At 56.6% G+C, this 26922-nt stretch carries 19 protein-coding genes; 10 read left to right on the top strand and 9 right to left on the bottom strand.

Annotation, left to right across the window (positions count from 1 at the left end; all coding sequences use genetic code 11):
* The first annotated feature begins 224 nt into the window (after positions 1-224).
* Genes EH31_RS07830 through EH31_RS07820 form a run of 3 tightly spaced genes read left to right on the top strand, consistent with a single transcriptional unit; the run spans position 225 to position 4539 of the window.
* Entirely contained in the window at positions 225-1997 is a 1773-nt protein-coding gene (locus tag EH31_RS07830; RefSeq protein ID WP_051699065.1) for an ABC transporter transmembrane domain-containing protein, read from the top strand.
* On the top strand, positions 1994-3067 hold the full coding sequence (locus EH31_RS07825) for an HlyD family secretion protein (RefSeq protein WP_034959603.1): 1074 nt from the start codon (positions 1994-1996) through the stop codon (positions 3065-3067). Before EH31_RS07830 ends, EH31_RS07825 begins: the two co-directional genes overlap by 4 nt.
* A gap of 2 nt (positions 3068-3069) precedes the next feature.
* A complete protein-coding gene (locus tag EH31_RS07820; protein WP_051699064.1) occupies positions 3070-4539 on the top strand; it encodes a TolC family protein in 1470 nt (489 codons plus the stop codon).
* On the opposite strand, the gene EH31_RS07815 is transcribed toward EH31_RS07820, so the two are convergent.
* From EH31_RS07815 to EH31_RS07795, 5 genes are read right to left on the bottom strand one after another with little or no spacing between them, the layout of a single operon-like run.
* Positions 4540-5106 carry a nucleotidyltransferase family protein gene (locus EH31_RS07815; RefSeq protein ID WP_081853291.1) on the bottom strand — a complete coding sequence of 189 codons (567 nt, stop codon included), beginning with the start codon at positions 5104-5106 and terminating at the stop codon, positions 4540-4542.
* The gene (locus EH31_RS07810) at positions 5091-6029 is read right to left on the bottom strand and encodes an XdhC family protein (protein WP_034959601.1); all 939 of its coding nucleotides are present in this window, start codon (positions 6027-6029) and stop codon (positions 5091-5093) included. The genes EH31_RS07815 and EH31_RS07810 overlap by 16 nt, the downstream gene beginning before the upstream one ends.
* A gap of 27 nt (positions 6030-6056) precedes the next feature.
* Positions 6057-6518: a c-type cytochrome gene (locus EH31_RS07805; RefSeq protein ID WP_081853290.1), complete on the bottom strand. Its 462-nt coding sequence runs from the start codon at positions 6516-6518 to the stop codon at positions 6057-6059.
* 38 nt (positions 6519-6556) lie between these two features.
* Complete coding sequence (locus tag EH31_RS07800) at positions 6557-8809, bottom strand: xanthine dehydrogenase family protein molybdopterin-binding subunit (protein ID WP_051699062.1); 2253 nt, start codon at positions 8807-8809, stop codon at positions 6557-6559.
* Positions 8810-8812: 3 nt separating this feature from the next.
* Complete coding sequence (locus EH31_RS07795; protein WP_034960049.1) at positions 8813-9295, bottom strand: (2Fe-2S)-binding protein; 483 nt, start codon at positions 9293-9295, stop codon at positions 8813-8815.
* A gap of 100 nt (positions 9296-9395) precedes the next feature.
* Between EH31_RS07795 and EH31_RS07790 the strand changes: the two genes are divergently transcribed.
* Positions 9396-9734, top strand: a complete 339-nt coding sequence (locus tag EH31_RS07790; RefSeq protein WP_034959599.1) for a tRNA-binding protein — start codon at positions 9396-9398, stop codon at positions 9732-9734.
* 4 nt (positions 9735-9738) lie between these two features.
* Here EH31_RS07790 and EH31_RS07785 read toward each other — a convergent pair whose 3' ends face one another.
* The 3 genes from EH31_RS07785 to EH31_RS07775 form a co-directional block, all read right to left on the bottom strand.
* A complete protein-coding gene (locus tag EH31_RS07785) occupies positions 9739-11712 on the bottom strand; it encodes a tetratricopeptide repeat-containing sulfotransferase family protein (RefSeq protein ID WP_034959598.1) in 1974 nt (657 codons plus the stop codon).
* Positions 11713-11785: 73 nt separating this feature from the next.
* Positions 11786-14437, bottom strand: coding sequence for a TonB-dependent receptor (locus EH31_RS07780; RefSeq protein ID WP_034959597.1), 2652 nt, complete (start codon positions 14435-14437; stop codon positions 11786-11788).
* A 374-nt stretch (positions 14438-14811) separates the two neighbouring features.
* Positions 14812-16584 carry a BCCT family transporter gene (locus EH31_RS07775; protein WP_081853288.1) on the bottom strand — a complete coding sequence of 591 codons (1773 nt, stop codon included), beginning with the start codon at positions 16582-16584 and terminating at the stop codon, positions 14812-14814.
* Positions 16585-16875: 291 nt separating this feature from the next.
* Here EH31_RS07775 and gdhA point away from each other — a divergent pair, with 291 nt between their 5' ends.
* Positions 16876-18231: an NADP-specific glutamate dehydrogenase gene (gene gdhA / locus EH31_RS07770; RefSeq protein ID WP_034959596.1), complete on the top strand. Its 1356-nt coding sequence runs from the start codon at positions 16876-16878 to the stop codon at positions 18229-18231.
* Positions 18232-18336: 105 nt separating this feature from the next.
* Complete coding sequence (locus EH31_RS07765) at positions 18337-19527, top strand: S41 family peptidase (RefSeq protein WP_206742017.1); 1191 nt, start codon at positions 18337-18339, stop codon at positions 19525-19527.
* 105 nt (positions 19528-19632) lie between these two features.
* On the opposite strand, the gene EH31_RS07760 is transcribed toward EH31_RS07765, so the two are convergent.
* Positions 19633-20592 carry a tetratricopeptide repeat protein gene (locus tag EH31_RS07760; protein WP_034959595.1) on the bottom strand — a complete coding sequence of 320 codons (960 nt, stop codon included), beginning with the start codon at positions 20590-20592 and terminating at the stop codon, positions 19633-19635.
* Between the two features lie 197 nt (positions 20593-20789).
* On the opposite strand from EH31_RS07760, the gene EH31_RS07755 reads away from it, so the two are divergent.
* Genes EH31_RS07755 through EH31_RS07740 form a run of 4 tightly spaced genes read left to right on the top strand, consistent with a single transcriptional unit; the run spans position 20790 to position 26853 of the window.
* Positions 20790-23261, top strand: coding sequence for a cyclic nucleotide-binding domain-containing protein (locus tag EH31_RS07755; protein WP_241765892.1), 2472 nt, complete (start codon positions 20790-20792; stop codon positions 23259-23261).
* A complete protein-coding gene (locus EH31_RS07750) occupies positions 23261-24124 on the top strand; it encodes an MFS transporter (RefSeq protein ID WP_034959594.1) in 864 nt (287 codons plus the stop codon). The genes EH31_RS07755 and EH31_RS07750 overlap by 1 nt, the downstream gene beginning before the upstream one ends.
* A 10-nt stretch (positions 24125-24134) precedes the next feature.
* Complete coding sequence (locus EH31_RS07745) at positions 24135-25925, top strand: cytochrome c3 family protein (protein ID WP_034959593.1); 1791 nt, start codon at positions 24135-24137, stop codon at positions 25923-25925.
* A gap of 1 nt (position 25926) precedes the next feature.
* Positions 25927-26853 carry a metallophosphoesterase gene (locus EH31_RS07740; protein ID WP_081853287.1) on the top strand — a complete coding sequence of 309 codons (927 nt, stop codon included), beginning with the start codon at positions 25927-25929 and terminating at the stop codon, positions 26851-26853.
* The last annotated feature ends 69 nt before the right edge of the window (positions 26854-26922 follow it).

The following is a 26922-nucleotide window of genomic DNA, read 5'->3' as shown; positions in this document are numbered from 1 at the left end:
CCGGATGGTTATGACATCCGTCATATGGCCTATTCCGCAGAGCCCATACAATGTTCCAAGGCAATGCCCCACTTGTTGCAGGAACCCTTACCACCATCTATGCGTTTAAGTTGCAGGAACCCTTACCCCCATCTATGCGTTTAAACAGTGCGATAAAGCACATTCCATGATCATGCTGGAAGGGGTCCCGGTTTGACCATCGAAAATGGAATTAAAGGACGGTAATGGCTCTAGAGGCTCCCACTAAAGGCACCCAGATTTCTCTGGTCCAGTTTTTCCGGATATTTCTGGCCATAATGAAGCCTGAGCGCAGCTTCTATGGGCTGGCGATCGTGTACGGTATCGGTGTCAGCTTGCTCTCGCTTGCAACGCCGATCTCGGTTCAGTTTCTGGTCAATACCGTTGCAAACACCGCTTTGGCTGCGCCACTGGTGATCTTGTCGATGACACTGTTTGGCCTGCTTATATTGTTCGGTCTGCTTTATGCTTTGCGCATCCACTTGATGGAGCTGTTTCAACGGCATTTTTACGCCCGCATGGTGCAAGAAATCGCGCTTTTGTCCGTCTATGCGCAAGACCCGTTCTTTTCAGATCGCAAGTCTTCTGCGCTCTTCAACCGCTATTTCGACGTTATTATCGTGCAAAAAGCCATTCCCGTTCTGTTTATCGGAGGGTTTTCCGTTGTCTTGCAGGTCGCGGTCGGATTTGTGCTGGTCTCGCTATACCACCCGCTTTTCCTCGTGTTCACTCTGGTCATGTCAGCGCTCATCTGGGTGATCTGGCTGATCTGGGGCGCGCGCGCGATCCGCACCGGGATCGATCTGTCTCATGCAAAACATGAGACCGCCAATTGGTTAGAGACGATCGGTGGGTCCAACGGGTTCTTTAAATCACAGCGCCGCATTGACGATGCGATCGCGCGTACAGACCAATACACTCACGAATATCTCAACGCGCATCGCCGCCATTTTCGGCAGCATTTCTCGCAAACACTCTCGTTCCTCCTGCTTTATGCATTGGCAAGCGCTGCCCTGCTTGGTCTTGGCGGATGGCTTGTCATTCAGGGCCAGCTTACCCTTGGCCAATTGGTGGCAGCCGAACTGGTCCTTTCGGTCGCCTTCTTCGGCGTCGCTCAGCTTGGCACTTACCTCACCTATTTCTACGATCTTTGCGCCGCGGTGGAGGAAATCTCTCTGTTCTACGAGGTCGAACAAGAACCCCCGATGAGCGCATCCGAACTGACCGGCACTGACCACTCCATCGTTTTCAAAGGTGTCACCGGGACCGCAAGAGGCGAAGATGTCGAGTTTGACCTTGAAATACCCACTGGTGAATTGATCATGGCAAAGGCGAGCAACCACGGGGTACAGCGCCTTTTCACGAACTTCCTCAAGCTTCACAAGCGGTCATCGCACGGGTTCATCACCGTTGGCGGTGTGGATGTAAATGACATCTCAGCTTACAATTTGCGCAAGGACGTTCACGTTCTTGACCGGCCAAGCTTTGTCGGCATGACGATCCGTGAATATCTGGCGCTGTCGTGCAAGGATACGGCGAGCAAGCGGATGATGGGCGCACTTGAGACCGTAGGCTTAATCGATATTGTCTCAAGCCTTGATCAGGGCCTCGACACGCCCGTGGCTTATACCGGTTGGCCGCTGTCTGCGGTGGAATTGCAACAATTGAAGCTTGCCAATGCGCTTCTGGAACGGCCGCGTATTCTGGTATTGAGCCAACTGTTTGACCTTTTGGACGAAGACAATCTGGCGCGCGCCATTCGCGATCTTCGCTCTCAATCCTATTCGACCGTTATCTATTTTTCAGGCAGGCGCACTGATCTTGGGTTTGATCGCTTCCTCTATTTGGAGGCGGATAAACAGCGCAAGTTTGACGACTTTGGCGATTTTCTTGCCGCCCAAAATGAAAAATCGATCAAGGCCAATTCACCAGAGCGACTATTTCCAGCGCCAAGTGCCTCGGCGGCAGGAGACGCATGATGTTAGCGCACCTTGAAAGAGATCGCTCCAAATTCACCGCCCTTGATACCGTGCGCCGTCCACGGGTCTTTCGCGCGGTCCTTATTACCTTGCTGATTGGCATCGTGATTACAGTCTTGTTCTTGATCTATGTGCCATGGGTGCAGACCACGGCAGGACGCGGGGTTGTCACAACGTTGAACCCCAATGAACGCCAGCAAGAATTGAACGCGCTGGTCGAAGGGCGCATTGACGAATGGTTCGTCGAGGATGGCGACCGGGTGAAACGCGGCGATCCAATTGTGCGGATTGCGGATATCGATCGCAATCTGGTTGATCGACTGGAAGCAGAGCGCGCGCAGGTCGAGGTGCAACTGCAAAGCGCGAAAAACGCGCTGGCCACTGCGCAGATTGATCTTCGCCGGATGAGAGAGCTATTTGAAGCAGGGCTGACTGCAAGGCGTGATTATGAGCAGGCGCAGATCCGGGTAGAGGAAATGCGCGGGCGCGTAGCAGAGGCTCAAGGGTCTCTGGCGCGATCAGAAACCAACCTTGCGCGCCAATCCGAACAGCTTGTGACCGCGCCGCGCGATGGTTTTATTCAAAGCATAAATGCCGGCGATGCCGCGACCTTCGTTCGCGCGGGGCAAGTCCTCGCGACCTTCGTCCCCGAAGCGCAAACGCGTGTGGTCGAGGTGTTCGTTGATGGCCGCGATGTCTCTTTGATCCAATCAGGCGAAGAAGCACGGATCGAATTTGAAGGCTGGCCTGCCGTACAGTTCAGCGGCTGGCCGTCGGTCGCGATCGGCACATTCCCCGGTATCGTTGCATCGGTGGATCAGGTTGCACAGCCCGATGGCCGCTTCCGCGTTCTGATTGCAGAAGATCCTAAAGCTGAGCAAAAATGGCCGGAGGAACGCTATGCCCGGTTTGGCACGCTTGTGCGCGCATGGATTTTGCTCGAAACCGTGCCTGTTGGCTTTGAAATCTGGCGTCAGTTGAACAACTTCCCGCCTGAACTGCCTTCATCGGCTACTACTTCTGGCCAATCCTCTGCCAGCCTAATCAGCGCCAATGGAACAGGTGCGTAAGGATGCGGCCTTTTTCACGCCTCTGCGCAGGCCTGACGGCAATGCTCGTCATTGGTCAGCCATTGTCCGCGCAGAATATCGAAAGCGTCGGCGTACCGCTTGAAGAACAGTTGAGCACGGGTCCGCTTTTGCCTGAAAGCGTTCTTCGCAGTTCGGCTCTGACTTTTCCCAGCATCCTTGAAAGCTTCGAGCGCGAGGCGGCAGCGCGTTCTGACCAATTGGCAGCAGATGGCGCTTTTGACCTTATTCTTGAAGGCGAGGCCTACGACCGTGTCACAGGTACATTTTCGGGCGGCTATGCAGAAGTTGGCGCGCGCCAACCGATTGCAGCCATGGGCGCTGAAGTCTTTGGGAGTTACCGCCTCTCGGACGGCACTTTTCCGATTTATGAGAATATTTTCAACACCAATCAGGCGGGCGAATTCAAGATCGGCGGCCTTTTGTCGCTGCTGCGCGACCGCCGGATCGACGAACGCCGGTTTAATGTGAGGGACACGCAGCTGGCACGCGATCAGGCGCGTCTCGATGTGCTTCTGGTGCAGCTCAAAGTGCAGCACGAGGCGCTTTCGGCGTATTGGCGCTGGGTCGCATTGGGCCAGGAAATCGCCGTTTATGAGGAGCTTCTCGAGATCGCCGAGGCGCGCGCCATTGGACTGGCGCGCCAGGTTCGCGAAGGCGCAACGCCGCGCATTGCTCTCACAGAGAACGAACAAAACGTCATTCGCAGACGCACCTTGCTGACCGAAGCGCAGCGCAACTTTCAAACAGCGGCCACAAGTTTGAGCTTTTATCTGCGTGACAATAACGGGAACCTCATCGTTCCCACCCGCGCACAGCTTCCTGCAAGCGAAATTCTGGATCGCCTGCCCGATATGCAGGCGCTTTTAACCGCGCAGCGCAGCGATCTTCTGGCGAACCGTCCTGAACTCCAAAACTTCAGAATCGCTTTGGAGCGGGCGCAGAACAAAGTCGCGTTGCGAGAGAACGATCTGCAGCCGCAGCTGGAACTGAAAGCTGAATTGTCGCGTGATTTTGGCGCGATTGGCGATGGCGGTCCGACATTTGACTCAACCGATACAGTGGTGGGCGTAACCTTCAGCGTGCCGCTTCAACGGCGCACGGCGCAGGGTCGGCTCAGGCGCGCAGAGGCTGAATTGCGCGAGATTGAGATGCGCGAACGGAGGATTGCCGATCAGATTTCGGTCGAGCTTGATAACATCCTGACCACTTTGAACGCTTCCCTGCGACTTGCGAACTTAGCCGAAAACGAGGTGGAGCAGGCCAACGCAATGGTGACGGCAGAACGCAAACGCTTTCGCCTTGGCGCCGGCGACTTCTTTCTTGTGAACCTGCGCGAAGAAAGCGCTGCGACCGCGCAAATCCGCAAGATCCGCGCAAACCTCAACGGCAAAATGGCAGAGGCCAGCTACAATGCGGCAACGATGGATTTGAAGGCATTAGGCCTGGAATAATCAGCCGCTGAGATCATTGATGGTGTCGATGTCTTTTAGCCAAGCAGCTGGGCACTCCACAATTACTCCCTGACCAAGAAGTTCTCGCGCGCCTCTGTCGCCTGCCGTGTCGCCTAACCTTGAGAAATGCGCTGACCCAAAAATCGCAGGCGGCATCCGCACCTTACCCAGCGCAGAAACTGCCAGCCTTTCCGGTCCTTCGCAGCTTTGGATCAGGGCTTCGAAATGGGATCGCGGGACCAACGGCATATCGGCCAAGGCAATCAGCAACCCATCAAGTGATGCCTCGATCGCCGCACGTGCCGCAAGGGCTACAGATGTGCCCATCCCATAAGTAGCGTCGGGGTTCAAAAGGGGCGAAAACCCACTGTCCCGCCATGTGGGCTCGCAAGGATGATCAGGGGCAGAGCTCACCACCCAGGCTTTTTCAAACCTCTCGACCGGGATCGCCAGTGCTGCATATTGGGCCAGCATTCGCCCGCGATAGTCCGCTGCAAGCTTGTCCGCTTTACCGAACCGCTTTGACGAGCCAGCAGCAAGAAGCGCCACTCCTAGTCGGCGGTCCATGATGTCTCTTCATAGGCACGGATAATCTCGGCCAGAGTGGAAAGCGCAAGGGTTTGCGGATCGCGTGAGGAATGGAACAGGCCAATGGGTGCGCGGATGCTCACCAGCTTTTCCGCACTTGCCCCGCGCTGCATCAGCGCTTCTGTCCGAAACGCATGGGCGCGCCGCCCTCCCATTGCGCCGATGTAAAAATGCGGCATGGAGAGCGCGCTTTGCATCAAATCGATCTCCCAATCGTGGTCGTGAAAAAGAAAAACCGTCGCTGTCCAGCGATCGCTTTGGAGAAGGCTCGTTTGATCGGTGCGGTCAAGGCAAAGAGCATCAATGGCACGCGCAGCCAATTGCTCGATCAGCCGCTTATCCGGCGTGAGAATGCGGACAGTGCACCCGTAAGCGCTAGCCAGCAAAGCCAGAGCCTCCACCCCTGCGCCGTGACCGATGATCTGGAGGTGCGGGCCCGGATAATGCCCAAAAACCGCCTCGCCCGTGTCGGCATCGAACCACGCTTCGCGCCATTCGGCCAGGTGCGCAGCGCCACGTGCTCCCGTCGCGATAGAGAAAGGTTCACGCGCCTCAATCGACGCGCAGCACGATGCAGCAAATGCGGCATCCTCGATCACATGAAAAGCCACATCAAGCCCACCGCCGCACGGCAATTTAATATCGAGATAAGGTGAGCCAGCACCAAAGCGCACAATCCGGGGGCCGCCTTGGGCCAGCACTTCCAGAGCCTCTGACACCACTGCATTCTCGATACAGCCGCCTGACAAGGAGCCAGCAAAGCTGCCATCTTCGGCGACGCCCATGATCGTGCCGGGGTTGCGCATCGAGGACCCTTCGACGCCGCACACAGTGACCAGAACCGTGCGAAGGCCCTTTCCTTGCGCATCGTCTAGGAACTGACAGGTCTGGGTGAGGTCCACTTGGCTAAGCTTCCGCGACCTTGCCGCTTATTTGCTTTGCGCAGCGAGGTACGCGATGATCGCCTTGCGCTGCTCTTCATCAGGCACCGCCCCTACAAGCATTTCGCTTCCCGGAATGTAGCCTTGCGGGTCTGCGAGAAATCCATCCATGCTTGCCTCATCCCACGTGATGTCGGAGGCGGCAAAGGCATCGGAGAAGGAATACCCTTCGAGGCCGCCAGCTTTGCGCCCCATAACGCCATACAGATTAGGTCCTGCAGCAGAGCGTCCGTCCGGCGCGACCGAATGGCATCCAGTACAGGTTTGAAAAGCGTCCTCGCCAAGAGCTACCAGATCGAGCGTGCCTGCTGACGCGGTTTGCGCCACATCAGGGGCACCACGCTCGCGAACCACGATCTGTTCAACCACTTGCGGTGGTTCTTGTGATGACCCGCAAGCAGTGACCATCACGGTTAGCAGACACACAGCGAGCATCCCGCGATTTCGCATCCTCAATTTCTCCCTCAATCTCAATTTTGCCACAGCGTTCAGGCGAATTGTTTTGCGATGGGCAATGTGCGCAAACGCTTGCCGGTAGCGGCATAAATTGCATTGGCAAAGGCAGGCGCAGCAGGGGGAAGACCTGGTTCACCGGCACCGCCAACCGGCACATCGCCCGAGTTGATAATAGCCACTTCGATATTCGGGGTCTCATCCATGCGCAGCATCTTGTAATCGTGGAAATTGCTCTGTTTGATCGCGCCATCGACCAGCTCAAGCTCGCCATACATGGCGGCAGTCAGGCCAAAAACGATCCCGCCCTCGATCTGGTTTCTAAACCCATCCGGGTTCATCACATAGCCCGCGTCGCAAACCGCCCAAGCGTTCACGAGTTTGGGCTTGCCCGATGTCATATCAACCTCGATCACCTCGGCAACGATCGTGCCGAAACTCTCGACCATGGCCACGCCCTTAGCATGGCCTTTAGGCGTCTCTCCGCCCCAATCGCTGATCTCGCGAACCTTCTTGAGCACCGCCACATGGCGCGGTGAGCCCTTGAGCATTTCCATGCGATATTCGAGCGGATCAGCGCCTGCCTCATGCGCGGCTTCGTCAATAAAGCTTTCGATGAAAAAGCCTTGCTGTGAATGGTCAACCGAGCGCCATGCCTGAAACGGCAGGTGCAGATCGGCGGGCGCATGGCGCACGGATGTGTTGGCGATGTTGTAGATCGCCGGCACACACGCCTCAGCCGGATCGTGACGCTGTGTGAACACATGATCGAAAGCAACCAGCTTGCCATCACCATCCAGCCCTGCACGCATCCGAGCCATGTCAGCGCAGCGATAGAGCGCCTTTTGCGTGTCTTCTTCGCGGCTCCAGATGACCTTCACCGGATAGCCCGTTGCCTGAGCCACGCGCGCGGCCAAAGTCATCTCGTCCACGCCGAGCCGCCTTCCAAACGCGCCTCCTAGATAAGGGTGGTGGACCGTCACATTTTCGGCATCGAACCCAAGCGTCTCTGCCACTCCGCTGCGCGCCATCAAAGGCACCTGCGTGCTCGCCCAAATGTCGCATTTGCCGTCTGCTACATGAGCGGTGCAATTGATCGGCTCCATCGGAGAGTGCGCAAGATAGGGCGCTTTGTATTCGGCCTTGATCGTTTTGGCAGCTGAACCCAATGTGCTTTGCGCATCGCCCTTCTTTGCGGCTTCCTCGCCGCCGGTTTCGCCAGCCTCATCCAAGGCCGCTGCAAACGCTGCATACTGATCGTCCATGGTTTTGATCGGGCTTGCCGATTTGCTCCACTCGATCCCAATCGTGTTGGCCGCTTGCTGCGCTTGCCAATAGCTGTCAGCTACAACCGCAACGAAAGTCTCCATATTGAGGATCTGTAAGACCCCCTTCATGGACTTCGCTCGGGCCGAATCCATGCTCACAACGCTCGTGCCCGGCACAGGTGGGCGCACAATGGCTGCGTAAGAGAGATCGAGTCCCTCTGGCACAGCATCAATCCCAAACTCAGCCGTGCCATTGATTTTGGCGGGGATGTCGGTGCGCGCCTTGCTTTTGCCCATCAGCTTGTATTGGTCAGGTGTTTTGAGCGCGGGGGTCTGGTCCATTGGCTGATCTGCTGCCGCAGTGGCAAATTCGGCATAGCTTGCAGATTTGCCCGATGCCTTATGGAACAGCGTGCTGTTTTCAGTGGTGATTTCCCCGGCTGGCACACCCCATTCGTCAGCCGCCGCCCCGACGAGCATTCCGCGCGCCGCAGCGCCTGCGATACGCATGGAGTGCTGACCTGTGGTGCGGATCGAGGACGAACCGCCAGTAAGCATTGCATCGGCCATGCGCGCCACTTGCGTGAAAAGGCCGTTCCATGTCGGCTCAATCCAGTCGGCCGCGTTCATCGTGAAGGGTGCGACAAACATGCGCGCTGTGTCTGTGACCACGTAAGAGCCATCGGTGGGTGCTTGTTGGACGCGCACTTTGTCCCAATCCGCATCAAGCTCATCGGCCAGCATTTGCGCCAGCACTGAGTGAGCACCCTGCCCCATTTCGCAATGGGGAACGATAGCGGTAATGATGTTGTTCGTGTCGATTTTGACCCAGCTGTTGACCAACTGCTCACCCGCACCGCCGGCGACTTTGGGGGCCAGCTTGCCGATGGGATTGCCCGGCCGCACGCCAATGCCAATAAGAAGGCCTCCGCCTGCAAGGACACCAGCCCCGATAAACCCACGGCGGCTCCATTTGGCGAGTTTTGAGCGTTCTTTTTCACCAGGAGTTAGATCGTTCATGACTTACGCCTCCTCCTCTGAGCGGGGTTCGAGCTGACCGCTCGCAACTTTAATCGCGCGGCGGATGCGGGTGTAGGTGCCGCAGCGGCAGATATTGCCTTTCATCGCCGCATCAATGTCATCGTCGCTAGGGCTCGGATTGTCGCGAAGAAGCGCGGTCGCGCTCATAATCTGGCCCGATTGGCAATATCCGCATTGGGGCACCTGCTCGCTGATCCAAGCCTGTTGGACCGCGCTCATCATGCCATCGACACCTCCGATGCCTTCGATGGTGGTAACTTCGCGTCCCTCAGCCATGCTGACAGGCGTCGAACAAGAGCGCACCGGCTGTCCGTCCAAATGCATGGTGCAGGCCCCGCACTGCGCAATTCCGCAGCCGAATTTGGTGCCCACCAGCCCTGCCTTTTCGCGCACTGCCCAAAGCAGCGGCATTTCTGGTTCAGCGTCAATATTGACCGACTCACCGTTGAGGATGAAATTTGCCAAGGCGTCTCTCTCTTGCTTTTTCTCAGTTGCGATGAGCAATCTATCCTGCGAGGCCCGAAATTGATAGCGCGAATGTCCAGCCGCGCCTGATGGAGACCCCATGGCTCAGATTTCCTTTGATGACTTCTTGAAGGTCGATATCCGCACAGGCGAAGTTGTGCGCGCAGAACCCTTTCCCGAAGCGCGCAAGCCAGCGATCAAACTATGGGTCGATTTCGGCGAAGAGCTGGGCGTCAAGAAAAGCTCAGCACAGGTCACCGCGCAGTATACGCCAGAAAGCCTTGTGGGTCGCACTGTAATGGCAGTGGTGAACTTTCCCCCACGCCAGATTGGCCCGTTTATGAGCGAGATTTTGGTACTTGGCTTTGAGGATGAGAGCGGCGCGATTGTGCTAGCTGCACCAGATAAAGCTGTGCCCAAAGGTGTGCGCCTGATGTGAGGCGCTATAGGTGGCCTTTGAGCGCCTCTTTTAGGGGGCTGAGCCACGGCTCAAATGGCTTCCATGCATCCTGCCCCTTGCGGTTGATCGGTTGGCGCACCTGTTCCGAAGACGCCGTGCGGACGGCCCGGTCGGTTTTGTGGAAGGCGAGGCATTGCTCCTCGAACGGCACCTCTAGAAAGTCGAGCATCCGGCGTGTTTGCCCTTCGAGATCGTCGAGCACATCCTCGTGGCTCACGCGCAGGACTTTGCCGGGAAGCACCGCATCCCAATGGTCCATTAAATCGACATAATCGGCGTAATACTGCCCTACCTCGTGCAAACCGTAGGTGAATTCCTGACCCTCGGCAAAGAGCTGTTTGAACCCGGAGAAACAGCAGTCGAGCGGTGCGCGCCTTGCATCTATGATCTTGGCGTTGGGCAGGATCAGATGGATCAGGCCGATATGCCGGAAGTTGTTGGGCATTTTATCGATAAAGAAGGGTGCGCCTTGGCGGTGGATGCGGGTGTTTTCGATGAAATCCGCGCCGAATTTTTCGAGCTGCTCCGCCGTCAGATCGTGGAGCACTTGCGGGTATAGCGATTGCCCCGCTTTGCGCCCTCTAAGCCGGTGGGCAAGCGCCAAGATATTGGGCAGCTCCAGCGTGCCGTCAATCTGGCTGTGACTTGCCAAAATCTGCTCAAGCAAGGTGGAACCAGCACGCGGCAGGCCAAGGATAAAGATCGGATCGGGCGCACCGTGCCCTGCCCCTTCATGCTTGGCGAAAAGCTCGGGCGTGCAATGCTCTTTCTGCTTGGTCAGCTCCGCGCTCATCGCCTCTGCTTTGTACCGCGTTTGCGCGCGCTTCAGCCCGTTGCCAGTATCGTAGTGATGGAACGCCGCCTCATAATCACGCTCGTCCTCCATCGCTTTGGCAAGCGCAAAGTGGAGGTGGACGCGGTCCATGAATGCCAGATCGCTGCGCTCAACCTGCGTGCGCATCGCCGCCATTTCGGAAGGCTCAAAGCGGTAGGTCTTGAGGTTGGCTAGCGCATAGTAGGCATCGCCGTGATCGGGTTTTGCCTTGATGGCAGCGCGGTAGCTTGCCTCCGCCTCGCTGCGGTCGCCTTTGGTCTTAAGCGCGTGCCCACGGCTAGTGAGACTGGCGGGGTCTCCGGGTAGCTTTTTGAGCACCTCGTCAAAGAGCGCGAGGCCCCCTTCATAGTCACCCATCTGAATGCGTTCGATCGCAAGGCGCGACTGAAAAACGGGGCTTTCCGGATCGCGTTTGATGAGAAGTTCGGCCTGCTCCAACGCTTCTGCTGATTTCTGACGGCGGCGCAAAGCGTCGATGTAATCGAGCCTGAGTTGCACGTCATCGGGAGAGAACTCCACCGCGCTCTCCAGCAGAAACTCAGCATCATCCAGAACGCCCAGTTCAATCCCGATTTTGGCGAGCAGGCGCATGCCTTCGATATGGGCGGCATCGCGGGTGGGATGGGTGCGCAGATAGTGGCGGCAAATCTCCTCCGCACGCGCAATGCGCCCTTCGGCCAAATGGTTAGTCACCGCGACAAGCTCGCGTGGGAGGCGCGCAATCCGCTCTTGCTGAGCCTTGGCGACGTTGGCTTCGACCATCCGCCCCGCGGCCGCTTCCAAACGCGATTGTTCGCGCCAGCTGGCCTCCAGTGCCGGATTGAACCGAGTGGCTCGGCTAAACGCCGCCAATGCTCCTGCATTGTCACCGCGCGCCAAGGCCAAATGCCCCTGCTCCTGCCACGCGCGGCCATATTCAGGCATGGCGGAATGCAGCGCGGTGAGGTGCTCACCCGCCTCATCAAATCGTTTCAAATAGCGGCACGCTACCGCCGCCATGTAGAGCGCCTCTCCATCCGAGGGGCTCTCGGCAAGAAGCCCGCGCGCAGCATCAAGCCCTGCTTCAAACTCACCAGCTTGAAGGGACTTTTGCGCGGATTGGAGTTGCTCTGTGCGGTTCATACGCCTGCCTTAGACAGCAAAACGGCGGGAGTGAACACTGCCACTCCCGCCGCTTGTTATTGGATGCGTTCGATTAATAGTCGAACGAAACGCGCATGCCCACCGTCAGAGGACGGTTGGTGATGATGCGCTCACGGTCATTGCCGAAGATGCCGGAAACTTCAGCGCGCTCGTCGCTGAGGTTCTCACCGAAGATCTCGAACTTCCACTGGTCCGCTTTTACGCCCATCGACAAATCGAAGGTTGTGTAGCTGTCCAGTTGGATATTGTTGATCGCGATGATGTCGGTCTGCTTCGATGCCGAATAGGTCGCTTGTGGCTGAATGAAAGCCTCAAGGCTGTCCGACACATCCCATTCATACCGTGCACGAATGTTACCTTGGAAGCTTGGCGCGTAAGCGAGATCGCTTCCGAGGATCACGTCATTGGTCGGGATGAGGATTTCGGTGATCTCAGTGTCAAGGATCGAAAACGCACCTGCAAAGGTCAGACCCGGCGTCGCATAAGGTGCGACCGTGAAGTCCGATTCAATCCCGTAAATCTCTGCATCCGCAGCGTTTGACGAGAAGAACAGGTTTGTGATCGAGGGGTCAAAAATCTGCGTTTGCAGGTTTTGAATGTCCACGAAGAAGGCCGAACCATTCCAGCGGAATTGACCATCGATGAGGTCCAGTTTCCAGCCCAGTTCGTAGTTTTTCACTTCATCGGTTTCGAGCTCGAACGGCACCACAAATCCGCCAGCACCAACGGCCCCGCCGGGACGGTTGAGGAAGCCGGGACGGAAGCCTTCCGAATATGTCGCGTAGAACAGCATATCGGGTGTAGGCGTCAGAGTGACGGTCCCTTTGAAGATCACGCCGCTGGTTTCAGCAACATCTGGCGCACGCACCGCGTTGAAGACCTGCGTTGCTTGCGCTTCGGAAAGGCCGGCTGCCTGAATGTCAGCGATGCTGTCATCGAGGTCAAACGTCTGACGCAAGGCCGCATTACACGATCCGATGAAAGTGAACTGTCCGTCACCGTCATAAAGATCGCTGATGTCAGTACCAAAGGCATTGGCATCGGTAGCAGCGCCAGAGTTACAGAACGAACCGTTCGCAGACCCTTCAAAGTCGACTTCAACATCGTAGTAACGCGCACCGAGTGTCACGCTGAGCAAGTCAGGGATGACATCAAAGTTGGCTTCACCAAAGATGCCGAACTGTTCGTCTGTACGGCGAATGTCGTTGCGGAAAATCGTAGATGCCGGGAACGGGCCCGGATCAGAGAAGAAGCCGGTTGTTTGCGGGAAATTTTCCGCAAATGGACCAAACGGATTTGCCAGAACATTGTTCGGATAGGCAAAGTCCACACGCTCTTCGAGGCTGAGGTCCGAATAGAACGCACCACCCTGAAAGCTCACGCGCCAATCGTCAGGCGTGCTGAAACGCAGCTCCTGCGTAAACACTTCGGTGTTCGAAAGCGAATTGATGAACAGGTTTGGTGCCTGACAGGTTCCGCTCGGCGCTGCTGCACCGGGATAGGTTACTGACCCGTCACAGATGTAGTACGGCAGATATTGGCCAGCAAACAGGTAGTCGGTGTAATCCGCACGCTGCTCGCTTTCACGGTCGGTGTAGGCACCGGTGTAGATCACATCGAGCCAGCCGATGCGGCCTTCCACGGTCCAGCTTGTGTTCGAGAAGTCGTCTTCGAGACGGTCTTCTTCAAAACGCTGAATTTCAAGATCGCCAAGGCCATCAAGCTCAGGATCGGCGAAGAACACGCCGTCTGATTCAAGGCTTTGACGTTGGTGCGAAATATTGACGGTCCAGTCAGGCGTCACTTCCCACAGAGCGCTTACACGGAAGCCGGAGTAGGTCGTGTCGTTGAAATCATCCTGAACAAGGCCAGCGTTGTCGGCCTGAAGGAATTCCACGCCCGACAGGTCAGCGGTCGATTGGAAACCGGCGCGAACAGCGGAAACCGGAACGCCGTTTTCACGAACGAAACCTTCGGGACGGAAACGCGCGCTCTCGGTGAGGTCGCGGGTCCCTTGAACATTGTCGATGTAGCCGCCTTGGTCATCAAGATAGGCAACACCGCGCAGAGCAAACGTGTCGCTTACCGGCACGTTGATCATAAATTCGCCCTGATAGCTCGCCTCACCGCCTTTAGTGAAGGACACGCCAGCCGAGGACTTCGCCGAGAAACCGGAGAGATCCGGCTTGTTGGTGATGAGACGTACAACGCCTGCCTGCGAACTTGCGCCAAACAGAGTGCCTTGCGGGCCCGAAAGCACCTCGATCCGCGCCAAGTCGGCGGCGTAAACATCAAGGTTACGGCCTGGTTGTGAAAGCGGTTGATCGTTGAGATACAGCGCCACGTTGGGGGCGAGCCCCGCCACACCGGCAACAGTGATGTTTGGCGTGGTTGACGCAAGACCGCGAATGTAGATCGTGCTTTGACCCGGACCGTTACCGCCTGCTGTGACAGACGGGATCTGGTCGAGATAATCTTCGAACGTGTCGATGTTGAGCTCTTCGAGCTGTTCTTCACCGATGGCAGAAACCGAAATTGGAACGTCCTGCAGGTCTTCGCTGCGACGCTGCGCCGTTACGATGATGGTGTTCACACCGCCCTGGCGCTCTTCAGCGGCAGGTGCGCCGGCATCCTGCGCTGCGGCAGGCGATGCGATTGCGACAGCCAGCGCGCCCAGCGACGCGCCGGTTATAATGTTCTTCATTATGTAATCCCTTTTGGACTGCGGATGAGGGGGGCGGCGCGACGGTTCGCGCCAGTTCATCCAAGAACAGCGGGCTCAACGAAGTTTGCGAACTTCACAAACTACGGGGCGCGCTGATGGGGCAGGTAACAAGAGCAAAGCGGGCTGGCCACAGCGCGCCCTCGCATTTTCCAAAGCTACAAAGATGTGTTGCATTGAAACAACAATGTAAATCTAGGCCATGAAAACTCTAGGTAATCAGAGAACTATTCATTGCTATCGCAAATTTTACAAAACGACTTTTATAAGTATCCGATATCATACTTCATAAATTATCTATACTGTTCTGTATATCTTCGCGAATACTTTGCCTTTATAAGTGCCGCACAAAGTCCTCAAGGGGTTGTAACTTCCCCATCCCAGTTCTCACAAGCCTCTTGTGTGGTGGGCACACCGTGTTTTTTGCGGATAAGGTCGAACACCACCGCCTTCACGATTGATACGCTCATGGCAGCAAGCACCACAGAGAACGGCAAAGCGCCGATAATCATGGTGATGCGAATGGCCTCAATCCCGCCAAGGATAAGCATCGAGCCTACCACAAACGCGAGGGCCAAACCCCAAAAGAGAATATGAAATCGCCGCGCACCTTCGTTATCGCCAGCGCCATTGATCGTGTTGACGATCAGGATCGCGCTGTCGGCTGAGGTGATGAGATAGGTCATCAGCAAGATCACAACGAGCCCTGAGACGATGGCCGCAGTGCCCGGATCAAGCAGCAATGCGAGCGTTGCAAACAATTGATCGGACATTGGTGCATCGACAATCGTACCGCCTGCAACACCCGAAAGCTCAAGATCAATCGCAGTGCCGCCCACCAAAGTCATCCAAATGAAGCACATGAGCGATGGGACCAAGGCGACCCCGAGAATGTACTCACGGATCGTGCGCCCGCGCGAAATGCGGGCGATAAACATGCCGACAAACGGCGCAAACGCGATCCACCACGCCCAATACATCACCGTCCAGCCAAGCTGCCAGTCAACCAGCGCGCCTGCGGTTTCGCTGCCATCATCAGCAAACAAGGCAAGCGATTGTGCGGGCAGATTGACGATGTAATCCCACGTGGCAGTGCCCATAAGCTGCAAACCAAAAAGGCCGGACCCAACAATGGCGAACAGGGCCAAGAGCCCAAATGACAGCGCCATATTGATGTTGGAAAGCCATTTGATCCCGCGCCCAACGCCGGACAAGGCGCTGATCGTAGAGGCCCCCACCAACACAACCAGAGCGACAACAATCGCCATATTCGAAGCGATAAGCACCCCGCCCTCGCCTTCGACCATCAACCAATCGCCAAAGCCTATTCGGTAAAGCCCTGCGACAAACTGCTGGACCCCGAAAGCAAGCGTGTAAGAGACGCCCAGGATCGTCGCCACTACTGCCACAACGTCAACTGCATGACCCCCAAGGCCTGACATGCGCTCACCAAAAAGGGGAGCCAAGCTCGACCGGATAGTCAGCAGCAAGCCCCGCCTGTGCGCCACATAACCAATGCCAAGCCCGACCAATGCATAGGTGCACCAAGCGCCAAAGCCCCAGTGCAGGAAGGTGTAGAGATAGGCAGGTCGCACCGCTTCAGCAGAGCGCGCCTCTATCGTCCCGCGAATGATGTCGGGATTGTTCGAAAAGTGCGCGAGCGGCTCCCCGGTGGAGAAGGTTAGCATCCCGATGCCGATGCCAGCGCCAAACAGCATGGAGAACCAAGAAGCGCGCGAGAATTCCGGCTTTTCACCCGGTGGACCGATACGCAAAGACCCGATCTGAGGGACCGCCACTAAAACGGCGCAGCTCAAAACGAGAAACGCGACGAGATAGACATACCATCCGCTGAACGCGCTGATGATGGTTGAATTAGCGACCTGGAGGGTCTCCATCGCATTCACCGGGAAGAAGATCGCCCACAATATGATGAGCGACACAATGATTTTCGCGGGGATCGTCACCTCGCGGCTGAACCCGTCGTAAAAGCCGCTGTCATGCGTATCAATGTCAAGCTCAACCAATGGCGGCGCAATAGGATGGTCGCTCGAATTGATTTGGTCAGCAGGCCTTTTTTCAGCAGGCGATTGTTCAACAGGCGTCTGGTCAGCTCCGGGGCTGGTCATGGAAAAGTGCGTTCCGATTGTTTTGGGCCAAAACTGGCGGCCCTGATGCCTGCCGGGCCCAAGCAATTTGGCGGGCCCAGCCGCACGCCTCGTGATGGGCGCGCTTGCGTTGGGGCCTGCCTACAAGGCTTCGCGTAGGGATTGCAACCCCGCGTCCCCTTAGCGCAAGCGTTGGTGCCAGAGCGGAGCAATGTGCATCCTTGCACTTGCGTCAAACCCGCTTTCAAAGGATAGAGCCTACACGCAAAAACAAAAATGCGGTCGCGTTGTTATTCATAAGGGGGGTATGCAATGCCGGTTTCTGACCACGTAAATCTATCGCAATTCATGGAAGGCGTGAAAAAGCGTAATCCGGGACAAACTGAATTTATTCAGGCTGTTCATGAAGTTGCTCAAGACATCTTCGAATTCATGGCCGACAAGGTCCAATATCACGAAGCGCAGATCCTGCGCCGGATTGCGGAGCCGGATCGCATCGTCTCGTTCCGCGTATGCTGGGAAGATGACAATCACAACATCCGCGTTCAGCGCGGCTGGCGGGTCCAGAACAACAACGCCATCGGCCCTTATAAAGGCGGCATTCGCTTTCACCCATCGGTGACCGAAAGCGTTCTTAAGTTCCTTGCGTTTGAGCAAACCTTCAAAAACTCATTGACTGGCCTTCCCATGGGCGGCGGCAAAGGCGGCGCAAACTTCAATCCCAAGGGCAAATCTGACGCAGAAGTCATGCGTTTTTGCCAAAGCTTTATGACAGAGCTTTACCGCCACATCGGCCCTGACACCGACGTGCCAGCGGGCGATATCGGCGTTGGCGGGCGCGAAATTGGCTATATGTTTGGCCAATACAAGCGCATCACGGGCCGCTGGGAAGGCGTCTTGACCGGCAAGGGTCAGGAATATGGCGGCTCGCAAATGCGCCCCGAGGCAACCGGCTATGGCGCGGTCTATTTCCTGCAAAACATGCTCAAGCACAAAGGCATGGATGTCGAAGGGCACTCCGCAGTGATTTCAGGCTCAGGCAATGTCGCAACCCATGCCGCTGAAAAGATCACGCAGCTTGGCGGTAAAGTGCTGACCATGTCGGATTCGGGCGGTTTCATCCATGATCCCGATGGGTTCGATCAAGAAAAGATCGACTGGGTAAAAGAGCTGAAGAACGTGAAACGCGGCCGTATCAGTGAATATGCCGACCACTTTACCAACGCGACCTTCCACGAAGGCAAGCGGCCTTGGGATGTGTCATGCGACCTCGCTCTGCCGTGCGCGACGCAGAACGAGCTGAACGAAGACGAAGCCAAAGCGCTGGTCAGCAATGGCTGTAAAGGCGTATCGGAAGGCGCGAATATGCCGACCACGCTTGATGGCGTGAAGGTCTTCCACGATGCCAAGATCCTGTACGGCCCAGGCAAAGCGGCCAACGCTGGCGGTGTCGCGGTGTCCGGCCTCGAGATGAGCCAGAACTCGGAACGCATCAGTTGGAACCATGAACGCCTCGGCGAAATGCTGACCGATCTGATGGAAGGCATTCACGACAAGTGCACCGAATATGGCGACCAAGGCGATGGCTATGTTGACTATGTCAAAGGCGCAAATATCGCAGGCTTCAAGAAAGTGGCCGACGCAATGCTGGCCTTCGGCGTGGTTTAAGCCGCAGCCTGAAGACGAACACAAAAGGGGCGCCTCCTTTGCGGGGAGCGTCCCTTTTCTTGTTGGATAAGCAAGCCATTAACGCAAAGCCCGATTGCGACCCATTTGCTGACTTTCGGCAATGGTTGTATCGTCACCTTCATGAAATGGCTTTTGACCGTATTCGCCCTGCTAAGTGCTACAGCTTCGTTCGCTACGCAGCCAGATGGCTTTCGTGAAGACGCGGAGCTGTTGGAGCGACTTGTTAAGTATCAATATGCTTATCTAGACCGGCTACCAAACGGCAATTTCGAATTGACCGAAACGTTAAGAGCAGAGGCTGCCAGCGTTCAAACCAGCCGTGAGCTTATTCGCTTTGCTGAGCGGGCGCTGATGCTACTCGCCGATCACCATGCGATTACGGGCGCATCGCTTTCTGACAGCTGGGCAGTGTTTCCCAGTTATGGCGACTTATGGATTGAAAAGCGTGGCGACGATTATCTCATCGAGCAAGTGCGAAAGAATTCTCCGGCATCGCAAGAAGGAATAAAACCAGGTGACCGTCTTATCGCGATAGGCGAGTTACCGGTTCAAGATGCAATCGATACGTTTTGGCGTGATCTTGGGGTCATAGATGAAAGCGGTGATGAGGCATTTGCTGCCCGTGTCCTTGCCGCTGGCAGACGCGATCGACCACGAACACTCACTTTGCAAAGCCCACAAGACAATCCGCGGGTTCTGCAATTACCCAACCTCTATTCGATAGATGATGCCGAAAGGCCAAGCATATCTGTGAGCAATGAGAACGACAGTCTAGTCATCAGGTTTCATGACTCACTGGGCCGCAATGATACCATCGCTGCTTTTGATCAGGCCATGGGCCAAGCGATCAACGATCAGCATATCATTATCGACCTGACTGATACCGCTAGCGGGGGGAACACCGTTGTCGCTCGCGGAATCTTAGGTTGGTTTGTTCAGGAACCAACAAATTATCAAATTCACCAGCTTCCAGCAGAAAAACGCCGAACTGGTATTGATCGACAGTGGATTGAACAAGTGCTGCCCCGCGAAGGCAAATACCATTCTGGTCCCGTTACGGTGCGCGTCGGCCGCTGGACAGGAAGCATGGGCGAGGGCTTGACGATTGGCTTTGACGCTCTTGGAGCAAAAACCGAAGGCTCGCGTATGGCAGGTTTGCTGGGTGCAGTTTACGATGAGCGCTTACCCAATTCGCAGTTGGTCGTGAAGCTACCGGTTGAGCGCCTATTCGCGGTAGATGGGACGCCACGCGAAGAGTTTGTGCCCACAAATTGAGCCTCCGGCGGAAGTATATACAACGCCCGATTTGCCCCCATGACCAGTGACTAAGAATTGGACGACTGCGACAAGAAATCTCTTATTCGCGTGATCGCTGCCCCTTTACTCAATTCCCAGCTGCGCCGCCTGCCTTCTCAGCTCATCAGCCTCACCCGGATTAGCCGCAACCGCTTTCGCCAGGGCGTCTCGCGCCTTGCCTCTTTCGCCAAGGGTCATCCGGCTGCGCATCAGCATTACCCAGCCGTCCAGATTGCTGGGATCGCCCTCAAGCCGCTCCTCAAGGCCCGACACCATACCCGCAATCATCTGGCGCTGGTCGCTTTCCGACATTTGGCGCGCATCGGCGACTTGTTGAGCGGTGGGGCCGCGCACATTGTCCGATGCTGCATCGCCCGCTACCGAACCTGAGCCCGGGATCGCGATTTCAGGGGTTCGGGTGGCCATCGCAGTGGAAAGGCGATCGCCCAAATCAATCTCGTTGATTGCGGCCACTTGCTCGATCGTGCGGACCACATCGCCTTCCCACGGGGCCCCAACCGGCGTGTCTTCAAGCAGGGCAAACCAACCGTCAATCGCGCCTTGATGGTCGCCGTCGATGTCTTTCTTTACGGCCATGAAATAACGCGCACGTGGGTCGTTTCCATCGCGCTCGAGTGCTTTGGCAAAAGCTTCTAATGCGGATGCGGGCAGCGGGTCAGCATCAGCTTGCGCCGCATCAACCGCCATCACGCGCGCTTCGCCCAAAGCGGACCAAAGTGATGCCGATGTCTCGTCAATTGCGACCGCTTTCTCATAAGCCTCTACTGCCTCAGCAAATTCGCCGCGTTCAAAATGGGCAAAGCCCAGTTCGCTCCAGGGCCCTGCATCATCGCTCGACGCCTCTGCTGCCTTGCGTAGTTCAGCAATCGTAGGCACACCGTCGCTCGTGGCCTCTGCCACGGCGTCGTCCTCACCGCCCGAGTATACGTTATATCCAACTGATGCGACCGCCAGCAAAGCTGCGCCGCCAAGCAGTATCCAGCCGGCTTTAGAACCGGATGGGCTTTGCGTATTTTCCCCCATTTACACCCTCATTTGCACGTATTTCGACTAGTCCTGTGCATTTTGCACTAGCATCCGCGGGCAAAAGCGGCAATTGTAACCGGCATTGGGGCGCGCTTTCCTTATGGTTAGCGCTTGTATGTAAAATCTATCCAAAAGGGGGGGATAGATTGTCTGACTTATTCAAAGTCGCGATTATTGGGTCCGGCCCTGCCGGAATGAGCGCTGCGGGACAGGCCGCAAAGCGCGAGATGTCGCACATCCTGCTCGAAAAAACCGATCACCTCTCAGACACGATCTTCAAATATCAAAAGGGCAAGCACGTGATGGCGACCCCTTCCGACCTCGCGCTTCGCGCAGGCGGGTACGAGGAAGGCGTGCATCAGGGCATGGAGTTTGAAGAGGGCACGCGTGAGCGTATCCTTGGTATTTGGAACAAGCACTGCCGCATCGAAGATGAACGCATGCCCACATATGAGGGCGAGGTCCAAGATTTCGACATCAACACCCGGCTGAACGCGGAAGTTGTCTCGGTCGAAGGCGAAAAAGGCAATTTCTCGATCAAGTTGAAGGATGGTGATACCATCCGCGCCGAGACGATAGTCCTTGCTATCGGCACGCAAGGCAACCCCAATCTGCTGCGGTGCCCGGGTGCAGATCACCCGATGATCACGCCGCAATTGGACGATCCTGAAGACCACATCGATAAGCATGTGATCGTCGTTGGCACAGGCGATGCCGGGATTGAAAACGCGCTTGGCCTTGCGACAGACCCGGCGCTTGGCAACACTGTCACCGTTCTTAACCGCGGCACCGATTTTGCAAAGGCAAAGATCAAGAACGCGACCGATCTGACCAGCGCAGATGAAGAAGGCTTCCTCAACATATCTTACCGCACATCGCCTGCCGAAGTGCGCGATGGTGAGATGGTAGTTGAGACTGAGACGGGGCAGGAAATCATCCCGTGCGACATGATCATCACCCGCATCGGATCACAGCCGCCGCGCAAATTTATCGAGGCGATGGGGATTGAGTTTACGAGCGAGGATCGCAGCGCCTTCCCCAAACTCTCCCCCGAATTCGAGACAACCAAAGCAGGCGTCTTTGTAATCGGCGCGCTGGCTGGCTATCCGCTGATCAAACACTGCATGAACCAGGGCTACGACGTCATCGAATTCTTGGCGACCGGCGAAGCGGTGAAGCCTGCGGACGAGCCGCTGCTCGAAAAGGTATTCGAAAACCTTCCGGGCGGCAAAAGTGTCGACTACTGGCTCGAGCTTTATCGCACCAATGTCGATATTTTTGCAGGCCTTTCAACGCTGCAAATGCGCGAGTTGATGCTCGATTCCATTTGCACCGCCTTTGCGCCGGGCGAGGTGATCTTCCGGCGCGATGCCCCCGGATCATCCCTCTTCGCCATCGCCCAGGGCAGCGTTGCGGTAGAGGTCAACCCGAACGATCCATCAATCACTGTGCCGATTGGTCAAGGATCAATCTTTGGCGAGGTTGGCCTGGTTTCGGGCAGGCGCCGGGGCGCAACCATTCGCGCCGCTGAAGACACCGTGGTTGTCGAACTTTCACGTAAGGCGGCGCTTAAACTCATCGGCTCCTCGCCCGAGGCGGATGAAGCGGTCAAACGCATTTCGATCGAGCGGCAAATCCTTCAGCTGTTTGGTTCTGGCCTGACGCCTGAGGACATCAAGCCTTTGACCGATAGCGCAGTGGTCGAAGAGATTAGCGCTGGCAAAGTGGTCATTCAGGAAGGTGCGGACGATAAAGACCTGTTTATCGTGCGACTTGGTTCGATGCGGGTGGAAAAAGGCGAAGGGGAACGACAGACGTTCCTTGGCCTTATCCCTGCAGGCAATTTCTTCGGCGAAATGGGCATTATTGACGGGCTACCGCGCATGTCCACTGTGCGTGCTGCGGTAAAATCTGAGGTCATCCGTTTGCCGGGTGAAGGCTTCCTCGATCTGCTTGCCCAAAAGCCGCAGCTGCGTGAACGCGCGCTCCAGATCATGGATGATCGCCGCCGCTCAAACGAAGAGATTGAAAGCCGACAGGACAAAGACGGCGGTAAAGTCGATAACTTCTCCGGCCTTGCATCCTTCCTCTTTGATGAAGGCATGGGCGAGGCGACCGATGCCCTGCTGATCGATGAACGGCTGTGCATTGGCTGTGACAATTGTGAAAAGGCGTGCGCGGACAGCCACGATGGCCTTTCGCGCCTTGACCGGGAGACGGGCAAGACCTTCGCCTATCTCCACGTGCCGATCAGCTGCCGCCACTGCGAACACCCGCATTGCATGACCGATTGCCCGCCAAACGCGATCCAGCGCGGCGCAGATGGCGAGGTCAACATCAACCGCGAGACCTGTATTGGTTGCGGCAATTGCAAAAGTAACTGCCCTTACGGCGTTATCAATATGGAGCCGGTGCCCCCTGAAAAGCCCAGCCTTCTTAGCTGGATGATGTTTGGTTCCGGGCCTGGGCCAGGCGAGGCGCCCTATTCATGGCGCAAGGAAAATTCCGATCCCGGCGTCGCCAAAAAGGCGGTCAAATGCGATATGTGCGCTGGTATCGAGGGCGGCCCTTCGTGTGTTCGCGCATGCCCAACAGGCGCTGCAATCCGGGTGTCGCCTGACAAGTTCCTGACCTTTGCCAAAATGACAGAGGATGTAGAGGGCTGATGGCGACCGCAGCAGACAACAGGTTTCGCGAAGACGAAAAGCGGCGGGATGCGGACCATATCAGCTTCCTCAAACATCGCGGCTTTCGCTGGCTTTGGATGGCGCTGCTTTTGTGCGCCTTCAGCATCATCGGCTACGCGCTGATTGATCAGGAACCGCGCCCCAATGGCGGTAGCTGGTATGGTTATACACTTGGGACAGTCGGGCTTTTGCTGATCGTCTGGCTATCCATGCTCGGCATTCGCAAACGGCGTATTTCCGAAGGCGCGTGGAGCCTTAAGGCGTGGACGAGCGCGCATGTTTATCTGGGACTTGCGCTCATCGTTGTGGGCACGCTTCACACCGGGTTTCAAATCGGTTGGAACGTCCACACACTCGCCTATGTCCTGATGCTCATCGTCATCATTAGCGGGATTTACGGCGTTTACGCCTACGCTGCTCTGCCCAAGGAATTGTCAGCCAACAGGGGCGATAAAACGGGCGGTGATATGCTCGATACAATCGCTGATATTGATCGCAAACTTGAAAGCGCTGCTCAGCCATTGGGACGTGCAGGGTCCGATCTTGTGATCGGCGTGCTTGAACAGGATGTGTTTTACGCAGGCGCCTTCTCGCGTCTTACGGGGTCCTATCCCGGATGCGCAACCAAGCGCGCCTTGGCAGGCATTCCAGCCACAGGCAGTGACGCCGAAATCCGCGTTCACGAATTACTGACCGCACGGGCCGAACAACTCGCCCAAATCCGCCGCCATCTTCGCATCAAAGCGATGCTTGAAATTTGGCTCTTTATCCACATCCCGGCAACGATCGCCCTGCTCGCTGCGCTCCTCGCGCATGTGATCAGCGTGTTCTATTATTGGTGAGGCGCGCTCCATGGCATTCCTGATCCGTACCATTGCCGTTGCCAAATCGGGCCGCGAAATCGTCCGCGACCGCAGGGTTGAAAAGGATGAGCTCATCATCGGGCGCGACCCGGCAAGCGACATCCATCTGCCCGACCTGACAGTTGAGCTTCAGCACTTGAAGCTGACCGATGCAGGCAAAGGCATGGTCGCAGCGCGCGCATTGGGCGAACTGCCGTTTAACCTTGATGGGACGAGCGTCACCGAGGCCCGGATTGATCCTGATGCGGGCGCTGAAATTGCGGTGGGCCCTGCCCTTCTCGCTGTGTCGCGCGATGCAGATGGTTCTGTTCAGATTATCATCAAGCCTGCGCCTAAAGACAAATCGGCAGGCGAGCCAGAAGCTGGCTTCCTTATGGCCAGCGCAATGCCCAGCAAGCGCGCTATGGCCTGGACATTCTTCGGCCTGATCTTCGTGCTGCTGTTGTCGGTGCCGGTCATTACGCACCAGTTTCGCGAAAAGGTCGAAAACGATCCGGAGAATTTGGAAACCGGCTCTGTGCTGTTTGATGCCTCGTGGAGCACGGGCGATCTTAGCATGGCTCACCACGATCTGGAGGACAATTGCGAGGCCTGTCACCAGACCGCATTTGTTTCCGTGCAAGATGAAACCTGTATCACGTGCCACGAGGAACTGGACGACCACGCCAAGATGGATCGCCAGCTTACCGGGATGGCTCCGTTCAGCACGGGCGATCAGATCCAATGGGATATCGGCCAAGCGCTCGGCAAAGAGGGACCATTGGGCTGTGTTTCGTGCCACACAGAGCACGAGGGCCCGGTCAAGCTGGAAGCCTCTACGGAGAAATTCTGCGCAGATTGCCATAACGATATGGACGCACGCTTGACGGATGTGGCGTTCAGTAATGCAGGCGATTTCGGTGAGAAGCACCCACAATTCCGCCCCAAATTCTACACCGCGCATTTCGACAAGAAAGCCAAGCGCGTAAGCCTTGATGATAAGCCCGTTGAAAAGAGCGGCCTTGTCTTCCCACACGATATCCATGTCTCTGAAACGGGCGGCGCTGCCAAAATGGCTTTGAGCCTGTCACAATATGGCGCACCTCTGGAATGCAGCGACTGTCACGAAGAAGACAAGAATGCGCCCGGCGGGTTCAAACCAGTCGTTATGGAAGATTCCTGCGAGGCGTGTCACAGCCTTGTCTCAGGCACGGCAGGCGGGGCCTTTACAAAACTTCGCCACGGCGATGTCACCGATCTTATGGAAGACCTTGCCAAGGTAAACCTTGCCAGCCGACGGACGGTTGTCACCGGACGCGGCCGTCCAGGGCAGTATGCGTCAAGTGGGCGGTATTATGCGAACTTTGGCCGTCCAATGACCGCCTATATAGCGATCAACCGGGCACTTCAAAAAGGCGGCACCTGCGGGGATTGCCACCTGCGCACCACAACCGATGGCAGGCTTGACCTGATTCCTGTAAACATCCCTGACAAATACATCCACGGCGGTTTCTTCCCGCACGAAGCGCACGGCGATGATGTTGCAGAATGCAAAGATTGCCACGCGACCGAGACCTCTGGCGAAGCAACCGATCTGTTGATCCCTGACCTTGAAAGCTGCCGCGATTGCCACCTTGGTGAAACGGCTGTGAAGACTGAGGAAATCGTGCCATCTGGCTGCGCGATGTGCCATGGGTATCACACGCCTGCGATGCCGTGGAAGCCCGCCGATCACCCCGATTTGCCCGGAAATGGTGGAAATGATAATGTTGCAGCAATCTTAAGCAGTCTAAGGCGCTAGGATGCATAGATATTCGCCGGACAGCGGCAGACCTCAGGGCTCAGCCCACAATGCCCATCCCGGCGTGATCATTGCTCAGATCACTGACACTCATGTCGGATTTGAACCCGAGGCGGGTGAGAACGAATTTAACTTCGTGCGTTTCCGCAATGTGCTGGGCCATTTGCTCAGCCAACCGGTTCAGCCTGATCTGCTGATCCTGTCTGGTGATTTGACCGACAATGGGAGCGCAGAATGCTACGCCCGTATCCGCGATCTGATGAACGACTGCCCGATCCCCTATGAAATCATTCCGGGCAATCACGACAGCCGCGACGTCATGCTTGAGGTTTTCCCGGAATGCCCAACCGCAGACGGCTTTGCACAATTCGCGCTGGAGCTGGGTGAGGGAGAGGAGCGTTTGCGCCTTCTTTGCCTCGACAGCTTTGAACCGGGCCGCCACGGCGGTGCATTCTGCGAGGTGCGCGCCGCATGGCTGACTAAAGAGCTCGAGGCGCATCCTGACACGCCAACGGTACTGTTTATTCACCACCCGCCGGTGGTTTCATCGATAGAGTGGATGGACCCCAAGCCGCATGAGCCGTGGATGCTCCGTTTTCGTGACGCGGTGCGTGGGCACAGCCAGATCCTGTCGATCCAGGCAGGGCACCTGCATCGCCCGCTTCATTCTGTGGTAGAAGGCATCCCGATTAGCGTGACCCCGGCCGTTGCCCCCGCAGTGGCGTTGGACCTGCGTCCAATGGACACAGATGTCGCCGATCACCGCCCGATCGTTGATGCAGAGCCACCCTTTTACTCGCTTCATATCTGGCGTAATTCCACCTTCGTCTCGCACTTCCAACCTGTCGGCCAGTGGCAAACACTCGCTCGGTTTGAAGAGCACATCAAGCCGATGATGAAGGGACTCTTCGCCGAACGCGAGGAATAAGCCCAGGGGCGGTTATCGGCCCTTGTTGGACGGCCATTTGGCCATCGCACTTTATTCCAATTGTGAGTT

It is taken from the genome of Erythrobacter longus, assembly GCF_000715015.1.
Taxonomy (GTDB): domain Bacteria; phylum Pseudomonadota; class Alphaproteobacteria; order Sphingomonadales; family Sphingomonadaceae; genus Erythrobacter; species Erythrobacter longus.
The sequence above is the reverse complement of the archived record's forward strand: the minus strand, read 5'-3'. Positions and strand labels throughout refer to the sequence as shown.

Bases quoted from the DNA above. Each gene is read 5' to 3' on its own strand.
- EH31_RS07830 (WP_051699065.1), top strand. From the start codon at position 225: ATGGCTCTAGAGGCTCCCACTAAAGGCACCCAGATTTCTCTGGTCCAG.
- EH31_RS07825 (WP_034959603.1), top strand. From the start codon at position 1,994: ATGATGTTAGCGCACCTTGAAAGAGATCGCTCCAAATTCACCGCCCTT.
- EH31_RS07820 (WP_051699064.1), top strand. From the start codon at position 3,070: ATGCGGCCTTTTTCACGCCTCTGCGCAGGCCTGACGGCAATGCTCGTC.
- EH31_RS07815 (WP_081853291.1), bottom strand. From the start codon at position 5,106: ATGGACCGCCGACTAGGAGTGGCGCTTCTTGCTGCTGGCTCGTCAAAG.
- EH31_RS07805 (WP_081853290.1), bottom strand. From the start codon at position 6,518: ATGCGAAATCGCGGGATGCTCGCTGTGTGTCTGCTAACCGTGATGGTC.
- EH31_RS07800 (WP_051699062.1), bottom strand. From the start codon at position 8,809: ATGAACGATCTAACTCCTGGTGAAAAAGAACGCTCAAAACTCGCCAAA.
- EH31_RS07790 (WP_034959599.1), top strand. From the start codon at position 9,396: ATGGCTCAGATTTCCTTTGATGACTTCTTGAAGGTCGATATCCGCACA.
- EH31_RS07785 (WP_034959598.1), bottom strand. From the start codon at position 11,712: ATGAACCGCACAGAGCAACTCCAATCCGCGCAAAAGTCCCTTCAAGCT.
- EH31_RS07780 (WP_034959597.1), bottom strand. From the start codon at position 14,437: ATGAAGAACATTATAACCGGCGCGTCGCTGGGCGCGCTGGCTGTCGCA.
- EH31_RS07775 (WP_081853288.1), bottom strand. From the start codon at position 16,584: ATGACCAGCCCCGGAGCTGACCAGACGCCTGTTGAACAATCGCCTGCT.
- gdhA (WP_034959596.1), top strand. From the start codon at position 16,876: ATGCCGGTTTCTGACCACGTAAATCTATCGCAATTCATGGAAGGCGTG.
- EH31_RS07760 (WP_034959595.1), bottom strand. From the start codon at position 20,592: ATGGGGGAAAATACGCAAAGCCCATCCGGTTCTAAAGCCGGCTGGATA.
- EH31_RS07755 (WP_241765892.1), top strand. From the start codon at position 20,790: ATGAGCGCTGCGGGACAGGCCGCAAAGCGCGAGATGTCGCACATCCTG.
- EH31_RS07750 (WP_034959594.1), top strand. From the start codon at position 23,261: ATGGCGACCGCAGCAGACAACAGGTTTCGCGAAGACGAAAAGCGGCGG.
- EH31_RS07745 (WP_034959593.1), top strand. From the start codon at position 24,135: ATGGCATTCCTGATCCGTACCATTGCCGTTGCCAAATCGGGCCGCGAA.
- EH31_RS07740 (WP_081853287.1), top strand. From the start codon at position 25,927: ATGCATAGATATTCGCCGGACAGCGGCAGACCTCAGGGCTCAGCCCAC.